Raw genomic sequence first — 16274 nt, 5'->3', positions numbered from 1 at the left:
TCAAAAGGATCCGTGCCGGATTTCCCTCGCGGTTTCTCCGGACATCAGATCCTCGATAAAGTCTGCAACCGCCTGCGGATCGTTCAGGCTGAGGCGCGGGATTCCCTCGAATCCCGGCTCTTCGAAATCCGTCGCTACAGCAACGGGAGGGTTCTTCAGTCCCCCGCGTTCTGCGAGCGGAGGTTCCTTTGCGGCCTCCCTGCGGCGAACCTCAATTCTAGGGAAGCTTCCCTCGTGCTTGAAGCCCTCGATCAGGATGATGTCCGCTTCGCCCGCGAGTTCCATCAGTTCCGCGAGAGGTGCCGGCCCTTCCGGCGTTTCCGACATCACCGCCCAGCGTTCGGCCGTGCGCAGGATGACTCGGGAGGCGCCGGCCTCCCGGTAGCGCCAGGTGTCCTTGCCCGGGCGGTCGAGGTCGATCCCGTGATGCGCGTCCTTGATGGCGGAGACCCTGCGGCCGCGCCTCACGAGTTCGGCGAGCACTTTTTCAGCAAGCGTCGTTTTTCCCGACCCAGAACGGCCGATAAAGCCTACGGCAAAGGGCTTTTTCCGGGAGATCATGCCCAGGGCTTCGACGCAAAGGCGGCAACGGCCTCGCGGATGCGGGCTTCATCAACCGCAACCGTGGTCTTTCTCTGCTCGCGCTCGAAGATGTCCGAGAAGGCGGGGGGCAGCGGCACAGTCTTTCCCGTCGCCTGCATCGTCATCTTCGGGAACTTCACGGCCTGAACCGTCTCGAAGCAGATCGTCTTCACGCCGACCGGATGGAGGTAGACGCCCGTATAGAGGCAGTCGGCCGTATGCGGGTCGATCGTCGTCGCGTACTCGATATTGAGCGACTCGATGATTTCGAGGCGGTTCGCGTGATTGGACGTCCCCGCGGCAAGGCCGGAGCGGCGAACCTTCGAGAATTCCTGCTGAGTGAGCTCGAAGGAGCCCTTTTCCTCGAGGTCCTTCATCAGTTCCTTCACGCGCACGCCGTTTCGTCCGAGCACCTCAAAGAGGAAGCGCTCGAAGTTGGCCGCGCGCGAAATATCCATCGAGGGCGACGAGGTGGCGATCGTTTCGCTGGCCGGCCGGGGGCTGTAGACGCCCGTACGAAGGAACCTGTCCATCGCATCGTTTTCGTTGGTGGCAACGAGGATCCTCAGGATCGGAAGCCCCATCGCGCGCGCAACGTAGCCCGCAAAGGCGTTGCCGAAGTTGCCGCCCGGAACGCAGAAGACCACCTGTTCGTTCTGAGCGCCCGTCGCCTGGATGTAGGCGTAGAAGTAGCAGGCCACCTGGACGGCGATTCGCGCCCAGAGGTAGGAGTTGACGGCGCCGAGCTTGTTGGCCTTGCGGAATTCCTCATCCTCGAGGAGCTTGTAGACCAGTTCCTGGCAGTCGTCGAAAGTCCCCTCGACCTCGAGGTTGAGAACGTTCTCGTCCTTATTGGAATAAAGCTGCGCGGACTGGAATTTCGACATTCTGTCCTTGGGCGAAAGCATCACGACGCGCGTGTCCTTCCGGTCGCCGAAGGCATATTCGGCGGAAGCCCCCATGTCGCCCGTCGTGGCGCCGAGGAGCGTGATGTTTTCGGGTTCGGTGCCCAAGTGCTTCGCGTGAAGGCGCTTCAGGAACTGAAGGCTGAAGTCGTCGAAGGTAAGCGTCGGGCCGTTCGAGAGCTCATAGAGCCCCACGCCGTCATGAAGCCACTTGATGGGCGCGACGTCGTGGGCCTTGAAGGGATCGCGGCCGTTGCCGAAGTTCGAGGGCTGCCAGGCATCGCGGCAGAGCCCCCAGAGATCCGGCACGGGAATCTGCGTCCAGAAGCGGCGGAGCACCTCGAGCGCAACGCTCGGGAAGTCGCGGCCGCGAAGGAGTGCGAGATCCTCTGAAGAGAATTTGGGATAGTTTTCAGGGACGTAAAGACCACCGTCCCGTGCGAAGCCTTCAAAGGCGATGTCTGCGAAGGTCTTGCCGTCTGCGGCGCCGCGCGTCGAGATGTAGAGCATGTTGAGAGATCTCCGTTCGGGGGCCCGGATTTTTCCGGCGGCGCTTTGCTTCCTCTGAAGGAAAGCCGTCTCTCAGGAACTGAGAGTGCCGGAAAGCCATGGGCAGAATCGTGTGTCGCCAGTTTGCTTCAATGGCGTATTCATGAAATCGTACCTTATGGCTAAACCCATGGGCTCTCCCGTGATGCGGAAATTTCCCTGCCCCCCCAATACCCTTCTTTCGGATATCCCGAAAGCACGCCTTCCGGATAGGGCTCCTGACTGTTTTCTCCCTCCAAAGCTGTAGCCGGGACTACAGATAGGCGTGCGCGGAGGATTCAAAAATAGCGTGTTGAAGAAAAAAAAGCTTCGAGGGCAACCGAAGACCACTAGAAAGGGCGCCCTCAGAAAAGGAGAAAAAGTCATGAAGCATGCATTCAAGCTCGCCGCCGCCGCTGCGGCCGTTGTTCTTGCCATGAATCCGGCGCTTGCCGAAGACCGGACCTACGACGCCGACGTCGTCGTGATCGGCGCCGGGGCCTCGGGCTCCGCCGCTGCCTGGGCCGCCGCGGAAAAAGGCCTCAAGGTCGTGACGCTCGAAAAGTCCGCGATGGTGGGCGGCACGGGCAAATTCTCTGAAGGCATCTTCGCCGTCGAAAGCTCCATGCAGCGCGACTGGAACTACGGCCTCACGAAGGACCAGGCTTTTATGATGATCATGAATTACGGCCACTGGCGCGGCAACGCCCGCATGGTGCGCGCCTTTGTCGACCGCTCGGCCGATACGATCGACTGGATGAAGAAGAACGGAGTCAAGTTCGAGAAGCTCTTCTCCAACTACCCGAACGGCCTCTACACCTGGCACATTTATGAAGGCCGCGGCGCAGGCTGGATCAATCTCTTCATGAAGAAGTACCAGGACGCCGGCCAGACGCTGCTGCTCAACACCTGGGGCGAAAAGCTCATTGAGGAGAACGGCCGCGTCGTGGGCGTTGAGGCTACGAACAAGGCGGGCGACAAGATTACCGTGCGGTCAAAGACCACCATCATCGCCACAGGCGGGTTCTTCGACAACAAGGAAATGCGCGAGAAGTATCTGCGCTTTGCCGATGCGGACGGCCTCGCTCAGACAGGGAAGACCGGCGACGGCATCCGCATGGCTTGGTCCGTGGGCGGCGGCAAGGAAGGCACCGAAGTGCAGGCCTCCTACCGTCCTGGTCCCCGCGGCGTCGGGACGACCAACCACGTGAGCGCCACCGCCAAGCAGCCGCACCTCTGGCTCTCGCCCAAGGGCGAACGCTTCTGCAACGAGCAGATCATGCTCGAGTGGCCGTTTGCCGGCAATGCCCTTGAACGCATCGGCGGCACGATGTACGTGGTCTACGACCAGAAGACCCTGGACCACATGGAAACCGATCAGGGCATCGACCTCGGCGTCGGCGTCATGGTTCCGGTGGGCACGAAGCTCGTCAACTACCAGAAGGAATGGGATGCCGCAGTGAAGGCGGGCTGGGCATTCAAGGCCGATACGCTCGAAGGCCTTGCGAAGGCGACCGGCATGAATCCCGAAAAGCTCGCGAAGACCGTTGCTGAATACAACGGCTACTGCGCCGTGCGCCACGATGCCGAATTTGCGAAGGACCCGAAGTACCTGCGCGAAGTAAAGACCGGTCCCTTCTATGCGATCAAGTCGGTGGCCTCGACGCTCGGCACCCTGGGCGGCATCAAGGCCAACGAACGCTTTGAAGTCGTCACGCAGAATGAGGATCCGATCCCGGGTCTCTACGCTGCCGGCAACGACGTGGGCGGCATGTACGGCGACTCCTACGACCTTCTGATGGCGGGCTCCACCGTGGGCTTCGCAGTCAATTCCGCCCGCATTGCGGTCGACTCTGCGGCTGAGTACATCAAGGCGCAGAAATAATCCCCGCAAGTCCTGAGGAAGCGCGCCGATTCCGATCGACCGCGCTTTCTCTCTCCCATCCAGAATCTCTCCACTCCCGGCCGGATGCCTGATGAGGCTTCCGGCCGCTTTTTTACTTTTTTCGCGTTCCTCAAATCACTTGAGCTTCGCGTATTCAGCGGGATCCACCGGCTCCATCCAGGTCGTTCCCGCACCCGTCGACATGAAACCAACCGCCATGCTGCGAGCCGTGCCAGTGCTTGACGTTTTCCGGAATCGTCGCGGTCGTTCCGGGAAGGATTTCCTTCGGCTCCTCGCCCCAGATCTGGTACCAGCCGCGGCCGGAGACGCCCACCAGCACCTGGCAGGACTTCTGATGCGTATGCCAGAAATTGATGACCCCCGGCGCAAAGGTTACGTTCGAGACGCCGATGGGAAAGACCGTGCCGCCCGCCTCGAGGAGAGAGGCGGAAATCTCTTTGACCTGCGCTTCCGAAGGCGCCTGAGGTTCCGCGGCGGCCGCAGCAGTACCGACGGTCAGGGCAATAGCCGCAGCGGAGAGTGTGAGGAGGATGTGCTTCATGGTGGTGCTCCAGTGAGTCGTTCTAAAGATGCAGAAAAGCGCCTGCACTTCAGCCTTGAGCTTATTGGGACCCGTCGGCCGTTCTTTGCCGAACTCTCTTTCGGGCTTGCGGCTTTCGCTCAAATTCAGAGATTTCCGTCGACTCAGATTTGAAGACGCTCATGCAATCCTGATGGCCGGATTTCTCACTGATATTTTTTAATGGTTAAATATCAAAAAATATATAATTTTCGTTATTACACCAGTGAAAATTAATCATGACCGACTTTGTCCGCCGAGAGATCGAATCCGCCATTGCAAACGCAACGCCGCCCGCAGCCGCAGTCATCATCGGCCCCCGCCGGTGCGGAAAGACGACCTTTCTGCGCAACCTTGCGGCGTCATATGACGGCGAGACGAGATGGCTCAACTGCGACCTGCCGGCAGTCTCAGCCAGATTGAACTTTGAAACGGAAAACGATGTCGATGCGTTCCTTAGGCTTGCGCCGACCATCGTCATTGATGAAGCTCAGCGCGTTCCCAATATCGGCCTCATCCTCAAGATGCTTGTCGACAGGAACGAATTGAGAGAACGCCCGTCGAGGATTTTCGTCACCGGTTCCTCTTCGCTCGATCTCGCCGACGGCATCAAGGAGTCCGCCGTCGGCCGCATCGCTGAGCGACGCATGTGGCCGTTTTCAATGAAAGAAATTGCCGGTCACCGAAGCTGGGGCTTTGTGGAAGACAACTTGTCCAACTTCATGATTTACGGCACCTATCCTGCTGCAGTTAAAGACTTTGAAGGCGCCATAGACACGCTTACTGATTATGTCGACGGCATTCTCTTCAAGGACGTCTTCAAGCTCGCGGACATCCGGCGCAGCAGCCGCTTTGTTGATCTTGTTTCGCTTCTCGCCTGCCGCATCGGGTCGGAAGTGAGCCTCGAGAGCCTCGGAAACGATCTCGGGATCAACCGGCTCACGGTCGAACGGTACATTGACCTGCTTGAGCGCTGCGCCATCATCAAGGTCGTTCCGTCCTACTCAAAGAACCTCGGCAACGAACTGAAGAAAGGCAGAAAGATATATTTCACGGATCTCGGCATACGGAATGCCCTCATCGGCGACTTTTCGCCTTTGTCGGAGCGGCCGGATGCCGGTCAGCTCTGGGAAAACTTCTTTTTCATGGAGCGCGTCAAGATCCACGACACGCTGAGAGACCGCAAGCGCATTTTCTTCTGGCGTACCAAGACCAATAAGCCGAACAAGCTCGACTTCATCGAAGTGCGCAATCGCGAGATGGAAGCCTTTGAATGCAAGCTTTCAGAAAAGGCGAAGGCAAAGCCCGGCAAGGCGTTCCTCAGCGCTTATCCGGAATGCCGCATTCAAGTCGTGACGCCTTCCAATGCGCTTCCTCTTCTGGGCATGACGGACGACGAATGAAGCCGCCCCCCTCGTTCTGATCGACGAGAGGCGTCATGGTTGCAGCAGACGATGCGTATACGCCATAATGATTTTCTGCGAATGAAAATCATTTCCTACTCGTCATACGAAAACTTTCCTTCTCTGCTGCAGCATTCTCTTTACTCTTTTCGGCTTCGCTTCTCGTCACGCAGCCTATGGCTGCTGAACCAACCAGCGTTCCGGAATTTTCACTTCCCGCGACGGACGCCGAACCGGTGCTCCTTGCGAGCGCTGCGACGATCCATTCCCGCATTCTTGAGGAAGACCGCACCTTTCTCATGAGAGTGCCGCCCAGGGCCCAGAAGAGCGCTGAGGTTCCCCGCGACCTCACCGTCATCTACATCCTGGACGCCGAAAAGCACTTCGCTTCAGCTGCGGCCTCCGCCGCTTTCTTTGAAGCCTCGCGCATTTCTTCTCTCGGGCCTGTCGCTGTCGTCGGGATCGTCAGCACAGATCGGACGCGCGACTTTACGCCGACGGCATCGAACGCCAGACGGGACGGCACGATCGACGAGAAAGCTCCCGTTCTCGGGGGCGGCGCAGACAAATTCCTGGAGTTCCTCACAACTGAACTTCGCGACGCCGCAGAGAAGCGCCTGCCTGCCGGGACGCGCGTCGTGCGCCGCATGCTGATCGGACACTCCTACGGCGGCCTCTTCACGCTCCATGCGCTCCTTACGCACCCGGAACGATTTGACGTCTATGCCGCACTCGACCCGAGCCTCTGGTGGGACCAGGGGACGCTCCAAGAGTTCGCCCGTCAGCATGGCGCAGCAGGCGTTCAATCTCTTGCAAATCCTCCGATGCTTTACACGGCCTTTGCCTCAAAGCCGAGAAAGGAAAATACCTTCCACCTTTCCGAAGGGAAGCGCTTTAAGGAAGAAACCGCAGTCACGCTCGAAAAAGAAGGCATCCGCACGGAGGTCCGCTTCTTCCCCGAAGAAGTGCACGGCACGGTTGCGCCGCCTGCCATCTTTGATGCGCTCAAGGTCCTTTTCCCGGCAGAGAACGTTCAGAAGCCTTCATCGCGGTGACGCGCCGAACAATGGAGATGACTGAAAAACGTCACGGGAGCGGATGCCGCGGCGCCCGGTTTTCGAGCCAGTCGTCGACCGAGGCAAAAAGACGGTCGGAGAAAAAGAGTGTCCGGCCAACCTTGCGGACTTCGCCCATCTGGATCCAGCGGCTCAGAATGCGCGACACGCTTACGCGGTTCAGATTAACGAGTTCGCCAATGGTTGAAACCGGAAGTTCCAGAGGCAGTGCATGCCAGCCGTCCTCGCGCGGGAGCGTCCCGGTAATCCGGCAGAGCGACTTGGCATAGATGACGACGCGCTCCTGAGGAGGTCTCAGAAAATTGGCCGCCATGCCTTCAAGGAGCGACTCTTCCTTCGCAATGACGTTGCGGATCTCGAGCTTCGCGTATTCGGGGCGCTCCTCAATCGCAAGAGCGAGCACCTCCGGCGGAATCGTGAGCACGCGGCTCTTCTTCAGGGCGCGCGTATAAACATTGCAGCGCGTGCGGATGCTTGCCGTCATGTCGCCCATCACGCGCCCCGGCAGAACAATGGAAAGGATGTACGGCCGATGATCGAGCGCTTCGGCCGCACAGTAGGCGCAGAGCCCTTCCTCGAGAAAGAAGAGCCTCTGCGATTCGCCGCCGCGCTTCAAAACTTCACCCTTATTGACGACGCGCAGAGTCCCGTGCTCGCGAAAGAGCTGAACGAAAGGCTCCGGTTCCGCGGGTAGGAAATACGGGTATGTTGTGAAGATCCTGCGCATGGTCAGGGAGGCGGCAAGAGTGTGCTTGATTCTCATTATCTATGATCTGAAGCACGTCTCAGGAGGCCGCTCCCCTTTTGATTGGAGAATCGCCCTCAGAGCCTCTTCGCCTTGTCAGCCGTCTCCCAGTCCTTCGGATCCCCTTCGTAGTAGATGGATCCCATGCGCGGGAAGTCGCCGTCGCCGGCTTTCCTTTGAAGAAGAGGCTCAAGGAGCTCCATGAGATGGTCGCCGCGTGCTTTGAGACTGTTCTTTTCGGCGCTTGCCGCGCAGCGCGCCTTCCAGTCCTCTGCGTGGTCGAAAAGCTCATAGAGCGCATCCGTCCACGGGCGGCACTCTTCTTCCGAAGGAAGCGTGAGCCACTTTTCGGATTCATCAACGCCGCCCACGGATTCCGGCGCATCAAGCGTGATGCCGCCTTCACCGATCGCCTCAGGCAAGCCGCCGCTCTTTGAGCCCAGCACCGGGATGCCGTTCATGGTCGCTTCCGTCGCAACGCGGCCCCAGCTCTCATACCAGAGAGAAGGCGCGAGGAGCACCTTCGTCGTCGCATAGATCTCCGACACGTTGAAGGTCGATTCGCGGATGGCGATATTGTGGAAAGTCTGATTCGAAAATGCGGAGCCTGTCTCGCCGCCCGGTTTTTTGAGCGCCCTCAGCGCATCCGCAAACTTCTGGCGCGTTTCGACGATCATGAAGGAAATGTCGGGGCGCTCCTTGTTCGCCATCAGAATCAGACGGGCGACGACCGCGACGCCCTTGGCAAAAGCCGGATTGATGAAGGTGACCGTCTGGGGATTGCGGGCCTTCGCAACCACGAGTTCCGGGTTGATGAAGTTCCCGATGGGATGGACGGTAAGGCCGTCTGCGTCTTTATAGAGCTTCGCCGTCGACTCGGAATCGGTGATGACGAGGTCGTGGAGCGGGAAGCGGTAATGATGGTGATTGCCGTTGCAGACCACGTAGACGGTTGGGATTCCGAAGAGCCGCGCCTCCATCCACATCGAACGGCAGAGCGGATCGCAGCCGTAGCCGATCACGAGATCGGGCTTGAAGGTTCGCAGAATCTGCGTGTACTCATTGAGAAAGGCATTGGACTCGTCATAGGTCATTTCACTCCAGGTTGTTGAGTGAAAGCCTGTAAAAAACCAATGAGTTATTGGATGCTCCCCTCCCGCCGAGTAGTCCTTGTTGACGAGGAGTTTTTTCCCTTCGTTTTCAGCAATCTGCTCAGCAAGATTCGGAATGCGGGCAACACCTGAAGGATTGTCGAAAATGCCTCCGCCGATGGAGGCGACCTGTATGCCTCTGCGGGCAAGTTCCTGCATCATCGAGTAGCACTGCATGGAAGCGCCGTTGCTCACGTCAAAGAGCGTCTGAGGACAGGCAAAAAGAATTCGGGCCGGACGAGTGGAAGTCATGGATCAAAACGGTGAAGAAAAGCCAGGGGAACGCCGAAGAGGAGCCTTCGTCCCGGGAGGACCGCTCCGCCTTCTGCTCGCTGAAAGCATCCCGAACGCCTGAAGCCCACTATGCATTCGGGTAAACCTCCGTGTGGAGGGAAAATTCTAACAGCTCGCCTACGCGCATCAGCAAAGTGGGACCACGCAGCTTCAGGAACGTTGTTTACGCTTGGGTTTTCAAATCATGATCTAGCGCAAAGAGGCATGGCATAAACTGCATATCGTCCGTTTTTGCAAAAGAGGAATAATGAAATCCCTTAGATTTCTATTGAAGAAATGGAGGAAATCTTGACCCAGTTTGCCTATGCCGACCGCATCCCTGAAGAGATCCTCGCCTGGGGCGACGAACTCGCCCGCATCCGCCAGGACCTTCACGAACATCCGGAGCTCGGCTTCGACACCGCCCGCACCTGCGGCGTGATTGCAGCGAAGCTTCGCGAATGGGGCATCACCTGCGACGACTTGATGGTGCCGGGCGGCGTCATAGCCCTTGTTGAGGGAAATCGCCCCGGCCCCACGGTTGCGCTTCGCGCCGACATGGATGCGCTTGCGATGCCGGACTGCTCGGGGAACCCCTGGCAGAGCGTCGTTGCCGACCGCTGCCACGCCTGCGGTCACGACGGCCACGTCACGTGGCTCTTGGGCGCCATGAGGCGCCTCTCCCTCACGCGAGACTTCCCCGGCCGCGTGCTCGGAATCTTCCAGCCCGCGGAGGAAATCGGCCGCGGCGCCAGGCGCGTCATTGAATCGGGCGTGCTCGACAAGTTCAATCCCCTCGAAATTTACGGCGCCCACGGCTCCACCGCCTTTCCGAAGGGCGAGATCGGCATTCATGCCGGCCCCGTGCAGGCCTCATGCGACTTCTTCTACATCACGTTGAAGGGCCGCGGCACCCATGCGGCGCGTCCTCATACGTCGCTCGACCCGATCCCGACGGCAGCGCTTCTCTCGGAGTCGCTCCAGACCATCATCTCGAGAAAGACGGACCCGACGCAGCCGGCGGTGCTTTCCATCTGCGCCGTTCAGGCGGGCAACATCAATGCGCCCAACGTAATTCCGGAATCCCTCACGCTCTCAGGGACCGTACGCACGTTCGATGCGGGCGTGCGCGCCATGATTGAAGCGGAAATGCGCCGCATGACCGAACACATTGCGCTCGCGCAGGGCCTCGGCTGGGAGATCCGCGTCGACAACCTGACGCCGCCCCTCATCAATTCGGCCGTTCCCGCAAGGCACGCGACATCGGTTGCCGAAAAGCTCTTCGGCGCCCAATGCCCGGTCGACGTTCCGCTCTCGATGGCGGGCGAAGACTTCGCCGAATACGTGAACCGGATTCCCGGCATCCAGATGTACATCGGCATGGCCGACGACGCGCACAACGCGATGCTTCACAACCCGAAGTTCGACTTCAACGACGCCGTGCTTCCTGAAGCCGTCTGGTTCCTCTCTGAAATCGCGAGAACGCGTCTCGAGGAACTTGCCCGCGAGCTCTGAAATCGTCCCCATTTCCAATTTGAGTTTTTGTCATGAAGAAAACTTACTTCAAGGGTTTTGCCCTTGCGGCGGCCGCTTCCGCCGCACTCCTTGCCGCCATGCCTTCGGCATCGTCCGCCAAGGAAATCACCGTAGCGGTCTCGGCGACCTTTACGACGCTCGACCCCTACGATGCGCCCGACATCCTCACCCGCCTTGCAGCGAAGTCGATGTACGAAGGGCTCTTTTACTTCGACTCCAAGATGTAGCTCGTTCCCGAGCTTGCCGAGGGCTACACGGTGACGCCGGATGCGAAGGTCTTCACCGTCACCCTCAAGAAGGGCGTCAAATTCCATGACGGTACGGAATTCACCGCCGACGCCGTCAAGATGAATTTCGACCGGCTCCTCAACCCGGACAATCACCTCTCGCGCTATCAGGTCTACAAGTTCATCGACAAGGTCGAGGTGGTCGACCCCTATACCGTCCGCTTCACGCTGAAGAGCCCGCTCGCCACCTTCCCGCGGCGCCTTGCCATGACGAGCCCGCAGATGATGTGCCCGAGCCTCATCAAGGACGCGAAGGGCGTTGAAGGAAAGAAGATCACTGCATTCAACGCCTGCGGCACGGGTCCCTACAAGCTCGAATTCTTCAATCCGAGCGAAAAGCTCGTCGTGAAGAAGAACCCCGACTACCGCGTGAAGGGGCTCCCGAAGCTCGACGGCATTACGTGGCTCCCGGTGGTGGAAAACAGCACCCGCGCCGCGATGCTTCACACCGGCGAAGCGCAGTACGCCTTCCCGATGCCGAACGAACAGATCGCCACCTTCAAGAACGATCCCAAGTTCCGCATCGAGACCGTGCCCTCGATCATGCAGCGCTACCTCTCGATCAATACGACCGTGAAGCCCTTCAGCGACGTGCGCGTGCGCCAGGCGATCAACTACGCCATCAACAAGCAGGCGCTCACCAAGGTTGCTTTCGCAGGCTACGCGGTCCCGACGGAAACCCTCTATCCGAAAGAAATTCCGGGCGCCGTCAAGCTCGGCCCCTGGCCCTATGACCCCAAGAAGGCGCGCGAGCTCCTGAAGGAAGCGGGCTACCCCGACGGCTTTACGACGGACCTCTGGTCGGCCTACGCCAACACGACGTCCTCGAAGGTCATCCAGTTCATTCAGCAGCAGCTCGCGCAGGTCGGCATCAAGACCCGCACGAGAATGCTTGAGCCGGGCGTCCGAGCCTCCGTCGTCTACGGCGTCAAGAACCCGACTGAATCCGGACTTCGCCTCTACTACGTCGGCTGGGCGGACGCGAGCATGGACCCTGACTGGGTGCTGAGGCCGCTCCTTGACTCCCGTCAGGCGCCGCCCAAATTCATGAATACGTCCTACTACTCGAATCCGAAGCTCGATGAACTTCTCGACAAGGCGGTGGCAACCCCCGACGACGCCGCGCGCGCGAAGCTCTACGAGGAAGCGCAGAAGATGGTCTGGAACGACGCTCCCTGGGCCTACCTCGTCTATGAGGTCGGCACCGCTGGCGCCGACGCAAGGCTCGTCAACTTCACGCTTCGTCCCGACACCGGCATCGACTTCATCAATGCCGAATGGAAGGAATAATCTGAGCGTATTCTCCGCATAAAGAAAGGCCGCTTGGGGAAGCATCGTTCTCAATGAACGCGCTTTCCCCAGGCGGCCTTTTTGTTTTTCCGCTTCGACGCTTCCGTGAGACGCAGGGTCCGAGGGAAGCCGCCATCAGGCAGGCATTACGCCTTCTTGCAGACGTGCGAGCGTTCGTTGTAGACGCCCTCGACGTAGACGTTGAGATTCTTGTCGACGTGAACCATGCCGCACACATTGTGCGGAAGCGGCCTTTCAACGAGGCCCTGGTTCACGATGTAGTGAATGCCATTTCTCTCGGAATAGGCGCCCTTGTGGAAGTGGCCGCAGATGTAGGCCAAAACGCGGCAGCTCTTTTCCATCGCCTCGACCACTTCAGCCGAATTGCGGATGAAGAAGGCGTCGGGGATCTTCTGCGACTTCGCGTCCCAGGTGTTGACGAGCTGGTGCGTCATCACGATCACGGGTTCCTTCCCTTCAGAAAGCTCCTTTCTGAACCAATCCATCTCGACCTTCGGCACCACGGCGACGGCCCAGTTGAATTTGCCCTGGCTGTAGTGTTCGCCTTCGGCATTGTTGTAGCAGGCGTCGAGCACGATGTACTTGATGCCGCCCTTCACGAAGGAGTAGTAGGTGCGGCCAACGGCATCGCCCGCATTTTCCGTGTTGTCGAGGAAGTCGCCGAGCGTGATCTTGTCGAAGTCATGGTTGCCGCAGACGTGGTAGCGCGGCGCATTGACGCGGCGGAATTCGCTTTCAACCGTCTGCAGGAACGCGATCGTGCCCGGACGGTCGCCGTTATCGAGGCAGTCCTTGAAGTCGCCCAGTTCAATGACGAAATCGAGTTTGCGGGTATTGAAGAGATCAATCGCCTGGCGCATCTTCGCCATCGAATGCGCATAAACGCGGATCGAATCTTCCTTCGGAATCGTGCGCGTGGGGCTCGTGCAGTAGTGCACGTCCGTAATCCAGCCGAAGGAGGAAATCAGGTCCTTTGCGGGCGGGAGCGTGATCTCAGCTTCGGCAGGCGTGGCGGCAGAGGCCGAACGGATGACGGCAGGAGCAGCAAAGAGACCGGCAGCGGTCTGGAGGAACAAGCGACGCTTCATTTTTTGGGGTTCTCCACATTTTTGGAATTCAGTGCCGGATTGCCTTGCGATCGCGCTTTGATTTGAAGCGCCTCATCGCCTTCATCCGACGCCCTGAATTCTCAAATCTCACCGTGACGGTTCAATCAAGGATTCATGAACTTTGCATGACGCTTGAGGCGCCTTGAAAGGCATTCCCCCTCCGTTTCTCTTCGATGCCGCCCGTACATCCGCTCACGAAGTCCCGCGGCAGAGCGCCCGAAAGACCGAATCCCTCCCGATAGAATGTCCGAAGGACTTTTGGCTTTCAGATTCATGTGAATTCGAAGACCTCCGGTCCCTTTCTTACTATCGAGACAAATACACATGCCGCTTCCCAAAGCTCCTTCACGACCCGCAGACATTCTTGAGGACTATGGCGCTCCCGCCAAGCCTCAGTCCGAACGGACGCTTCCAAAAGTGAAGAATGTTGTCGCACTTCTCGCCGACGAGCAGAAATCCGCCGTGAAGCCTGAGACCGAACAACCCAAAAAGCCGTCGCGGCGGACCCGCAAGCGCGTTTCCGCCCAGCCGGCTCCCGCACCTGCTCCGGCCGAAGCAGCGGCAGCGCCGAAGCCTGCTACCGAAAAGAAGTCCGCAAAGAAAACGAAGCAGGAAGCCTCGCCGGGCGCTGCGGAGACGAAGACGGCCCGCAAGGCCGAAGCCGCGAAGCGCACCCAGCCGCAGACCGCCGTCGAAGCGGAGAAGAAATCCCGGCCGACGGAGGAAACCTCCTCGAAGACGCTCTCCGCCCAGGCCTCGAAAGCAAAAGCGAAGGCGAAGGGAAAGCCCCCGCGCACGCAGAAGGATGCGGCCGCTTTTGCGGGCGGCCGCTCTTCGTCGCCCGGCGTTCAGGGGTCGCTTCAGGGAAGAAAGGGCCGCGCGCACGTGGCCGACGGCGAGCCGAGGCTCTTTGTGCTCGACACCAACGTGCTCATGCACGACCCGCTCTCGCTCTTCCGCTTTGCCGAGCACGACGTCTTCCTTCCGATGACGACGCTCGAAGAGCTCGACAACCACAAGAAGGGCCTGACCGACGTCGCGCGGAACGCCCGTTCGGTGAGCCGCACGCTCGACGCCCTGATTGAAGCGAACGACGGCAAAATCGATGCCGGCGTTCCGCTCGCGCTTCTCGGCAACACCGAAGCGAAGGGCCGCCTCTGGTTTGAAACGAAGCCCCTTCATGAGGACCTTCCCGGAGAACTCGACCTTTCGAAGGGCGACAACCGGATTCTCGCAACCGTCGAAGGCGTGCGCAAAGCCTTCCCCGAGCGCGCCGTCGTGCTGGTGTCGAAGGACATCAACATGCGCATCAAGGCGACCACCCTCGGGATTCCGGCAGAGGACTACCTCTCCGACAAGGTGCTCGACGACACCGACATGCTCTATTCCGGGAAGCTCATGCTCGAACCCGGATTCTGGGACAAGGTTTCGCCGACGCTTCGCTCCTGGCAGGATCACGGCTCCACCTTCTACGAGTTTGAGGCGGACGACCCCTCGCGCTTCATCGTGAACGAATGTCTCTGGATTGACGGCGACGAAAACTTCATGGGACTCGTCACTCAGGTCCTGGGCAAGAAAGTCACCTTCCGCCTGATGAAGGACTACCGCGCGAAGAGCCGCACGCGCGTCTGGGGCATTCACGCGAGAAACCGCGAGCAGAACATGGCGATCAATCTCCTCATGGATCCGGAGATCGACTTCGTCACGATTCTCGGTCAGGCCGGCACGGGCAAAACCCTCATGACGCTTGCCGCCGCGCTCACGCAGACGATTGACGAAAGGCGCTTCAGCGAAATCATCATGACCCGCGCCACAGTGAGCGTGGGCGAAGACATCGGGTTCCTCCCCGGCACGGAAGAGGAAAAGATGGCCCCCTGGATGGGCGCGCTCGAAGACAACCTCGAAGTCCTTCACTCCTCCGACACGGGCGGCGAATGGGGACGCCAGGCGACGATGGACCTCATCCGGAGCCGCATCCGCGTGAAGTCGATGAGCTTCATGCGCGGACGCACGTTCCTGCAGAAGTTCGTCATCATCGACGAAGCGCAGAACCTCTCGCCCAAGCAGATGAAGACCCTCATCACCCGTGCGGGTCCGGGAACGAAGATCGTCTGTCTCGGCAACATCGCGCAGATCGATACGCCCTACCTCACGGAAGGAAGCTCCGGCCTCACCTACGTCGTTGAACGCTTCCAGGGCTGGCAGCACGCCGCCACGATCACGCTCACCCGGGGCGAGCGCTCGAGGCTTGCGGAGTTCGCCGCCGAAGCGCTCTAAAATCCATTCCATCACTGCCGCCCGATCCGGCCGCTGCGGCCCCAGGGCGGCATCATTTTCAACACCAAAAATGGCAGAAAACATGTTCAAGCGCACACTCTTAACCGGAGCGGTACTCTCCCTCGGCTTTGTTGCCGCTGCCCAGGCCGAATTCAAGGTCATGACGGTCAACGGCGAAAAGGTTTCCGTTCAGAGACAGGAAGAGGTCTACAACAACGCCGTCAAGGCGGGCGCCAAGGCCGGTCCTCAGCTCGAGGACCAGGTCCGCCGCGCGATCACCGAGGAAACGGTGCTCCTGCAGGAAGCCGCCAAGGCGCGCATCGAGCGCACGAAGGAATACCGCACGGCGATCGACCGCGCCGGAAAGCAGCTGAAGGTCCAGCTCCTTGTTTCCGAATACGCGAAGAAGAACCCCGTTTCCGACAAGGAAGCGCGCGCGGCCTACGACAAGGCTCGTACCGCATACGGCGACACGGAATATCAGGTTCGCCACATTCTCGTGAAGACCCAGGACGAGGCGACGAAGCTCGTGAATTTCCAGAAATCCGGTAACAGCACCCCTTGAAGCTGCATGACGATAAGGGGAATATTTTCACAGAGGCTTGCTGGATTTCTTCTCCTGGGCT

At 59.5% G+C, this 16274-nt stretch carries 12 protein-coding genes and 1 pseudogene; 7 read left to right on the top strand and 6 right to left on the bottom strand.

All coding sequences use genetic code 11. From position 1 onward, the window contains the following. Together mobB and thrC are read right to left on the bottom strand one after the other, a co-directional pair. Positions 1 to 561, bottom strand: a complete 561-nt coding sequence (gene mobB / locus GBM95_RS02790; protein WP_152157686.1) for a molybdopterin-guanine dinucleotide biosynthesis protein B — start codon at positions 559 to 561, stop codon at positions 1 to 3. Continuing rightward, complete coding sequence (gene thrC, locus GBM95_RS02785) at positions 558 to 1997, bottom strand: threonine synthase (RefSeq protein ID WP_152157685.1); 1440 nt, start codon at positions 1995 to 1997, stop codon at positions 558 to 560. Before thrC ends, mobB begins: the two co-directional genes overlap by 4 nt. Before the next feature lie 403 nt (positions 1998 to 2400). Between thrC and GBM95_RS02780 the strand changes: the two genes are divergently transcribed. Then, entirely contained in the window at positions 2401 to 3900 is a 1500-nt protein-coding gene (locus GBM95_RS02780; RefSeq protein WP_152157684.1) for an FAD-dependent oxidoreductase, read from the top strand. A 154-nt stretch (positions 3901 to 4054) separates the two neighbouring features. Here GBM95_RS02780 and GBM95_RS02775 read toward each other — a convergent pair whose 3' ends face one another. Then, positions 4055 to 4585: a cupin domain-containing protein gene (locus tag GBM95_RS02775; protein ID WP_152157683.1), complete on the bottom strand. Its 531-nt coding sequence runs from the start codon at positions 4583 to 4585 to the stop codon at positions 4055 to 4057. 134 nt (positions 4586 to 4719) lie between these two features. On the opposite strand from GBM95_RS02775, the gene GBM95_RS02770 reads away from it, so the two are divergent. Further along, positions 4720 to 5883 (top strand): ATP-binding protein, encoded by a 1164-nt coding sequence (locus GBM95_RS02770; RefSeq protein ID WP_152157682.1) that lies wholly within the window; start codon positions 4720 to 4722, stop codon positions 5881 to 5883. A 176-nt stretch (positions 5884 to 6059) separates the two neighbouring features. Further along, positions 6060 to 6938 (top strand): alpha/beta hydrolase, encoded by an 879-nt coding sequence (locus tag GBM95_RS02765; RefSeq protein WP_152157681.1) that lies wholly within the window; start codon positions 6060 to 6062, stop codon positions 6936 to 6938. Between the two features lie 31 nt (positions 6939 to 6969). Here GBM95_RS02765 and GBM95_RS02760 read toward each other — a convergent pair whose 3' ends face one another. Then, positions 6970 to 7722: a Crp/Fnr family transcriptional regulator gene (locus GBM95_RS02760; RefSeq protein ID WP_226963129.1), complete on the bottom strand. Its 753-nt coding sequence runs from the start codon at positions 7720 to 7722 to the stop codon at positions 6970 to 6972. Positions 7723 to 7781: 59 nt separating this feature from the next. Next, on the bottom strand, positions 7782 to 9107 hold the full coding sequence (locus GBM95_RS02755) for a glycosyltransferase (protein WP_152157680.1): 1326 nt from the start codon (positions 9105 to 9107) through the stop codon (positions 7782 to 7784). A 330-nt stretch (positions 9108 to 9437) separates the two neighbouring features. Here GBM95_RS02755 and GBM95_RS02750 point away from each other — a divergent pair, with 330 nt between their 5' ends. Together GBM95_RS02750 and GBM95_RS02745 are read left to right on the top strand one after the other, a co-directional pair. Beyond that, complete coding sequence (locus GBM95_RS02750) at positions 9438 to 10643, top strand: M20 metallopeptidase family protein (RefSeq protein WP_152157679.1); 1206 nt, start codon at positions 9438 to 9440, stop codon at positions 10641 to 10643. Positions 10644 to 10675: 32 nt separating this feature from the next. Further along, positions 10676 to 12241: pseudogene (locus tag GBM95_RS02745) on the top strand (ABC transporter substrate-binding protein). Positions 12242 to 12387: 146 nt separating this feature from the next. Here the strand turns inward: GBM95_RS02745 and GBM95_RS02740 are convergent. After that, entirely contained in the window at positions 12388 to 13350 is a 963-nt protein-coding gene (locus GBM95_RS02740; protein WP_152157678.1) for a metallophosphoesterase, read from the bottom strand. 345 nt (positions 13351 to 13695) lie between these two features. On the opposite strand from GBM95_RS02740, the gene GBM95_RS02735 reads away from it, so the two are divergent. Together GBM95_RS02735 and GBM95_RS02730 are read left to right on the top strand one after the other, a co-directional pair. Continuing rightward, positions 13696 to 15648 carry a PhoH family protein gene (locus GBM95_RS02735; RefSeq protein WP_193222551.1) on the top strand — a complete coding sequence of 651 codons (1953 nt, stop codon included), beginning with the start codon at positions 13696 to 13698 and terminating at the stop codon, positions 15646 to 15648. Between the two features lie 82 nt (positions 15649 to 15730). Next, a complete protein-coding gene (locus GBM95_RS02730; protein ID WP_226963128.1) occupies positions 15731 to 16213 on the top strand; it encodes a hypothetical protein in 483 nt (160 codons plus the stop codon). The last annotated feature ends 61 nt before the right edge of the window (positions 16214 to 16274 follow it).

Source organism: Sutterella seckii, assembly GCF_009183815.1.
Lineage (GTDB): Bacteria > Pseudomonadota > Gammaproteobacteria > Burkholderiales > Burkholderiaceae_F > Sutterella > Sutterella seckii.
Note: the sequence above shows the minus strand (reverse complement) of the source record. Positions and strands in the feature narration are given on the sequence as shown.

Coding starts and splice junctions, on each gene's coding strand:
- mobB (WP_152157686.1), bottom strand. CDS start 561: ATGATCTCCCGGAAAAAGCCCTTTGCCGTAGGCTTTATCGGCCGTTCT.
- thrC (WP_152157685.1), bottom strand. CDS start 1,997: ATGCTCTACATCTCGACGCGCGGCGCCGCAGACGGCAAGACCTTCGCA.
- GBM95_RS02780 (WP_152157684.1), top strand. CDS start 2,401: ATGAAGCATGCATTCAAGCTCGCCGCCGCCGCTGCGGCCGTTGTTCTT.
- GBM95_RS02770 (WP_152157682.1), top strand. CDS start 4,720: ATGACCGACTTTGTCCGCCGAGAGATCGAATCCGCCATTGCAAACGCA.
- GBM95_RS02765 (WP_152157681.1), top strand. CDS start 6,060: ATGGCTGCTGAACCAACCAGCGTTCCGGAATTTTCACTTCCCGCGACG.
- GBM95_RS02760 (WP_226963129.1), bottom strand. CDS start 7,722: ATGAGAATCAAGCACACTCTTGCCGCCTCCCTGACCATGCGCAGGATC.
- GBM95_RS02755 (WP_152157680.1), bottom strand. CDS start 9,107: ATGACTTCCACTCGTCCGGCCCGAATTCTTTTTGCCTGTCCTCAGACG.
- GBM95_RS02740 (WP_152157678.1), bottom strand. CDS start 13,350: ATGAAGCGTCGCTTGTTCCTCCAGACCGCTGCCGGTCTCTTTGCTGCT.
- GBM95_RS02735 (WP_193222551.1), top strand. CDS start 13,696: ATGCCGCTTCCCAAAGCTCCTTCACGACCCGCAGACATTCTTGAGGAC.
- GBM95_RS02730 (WP_226963128.1), top strand. CDS start 15,731: ATGTTCAAGCGCACACTCTTAACCGGAGCGGTACTCTCCCTCGGCTTT.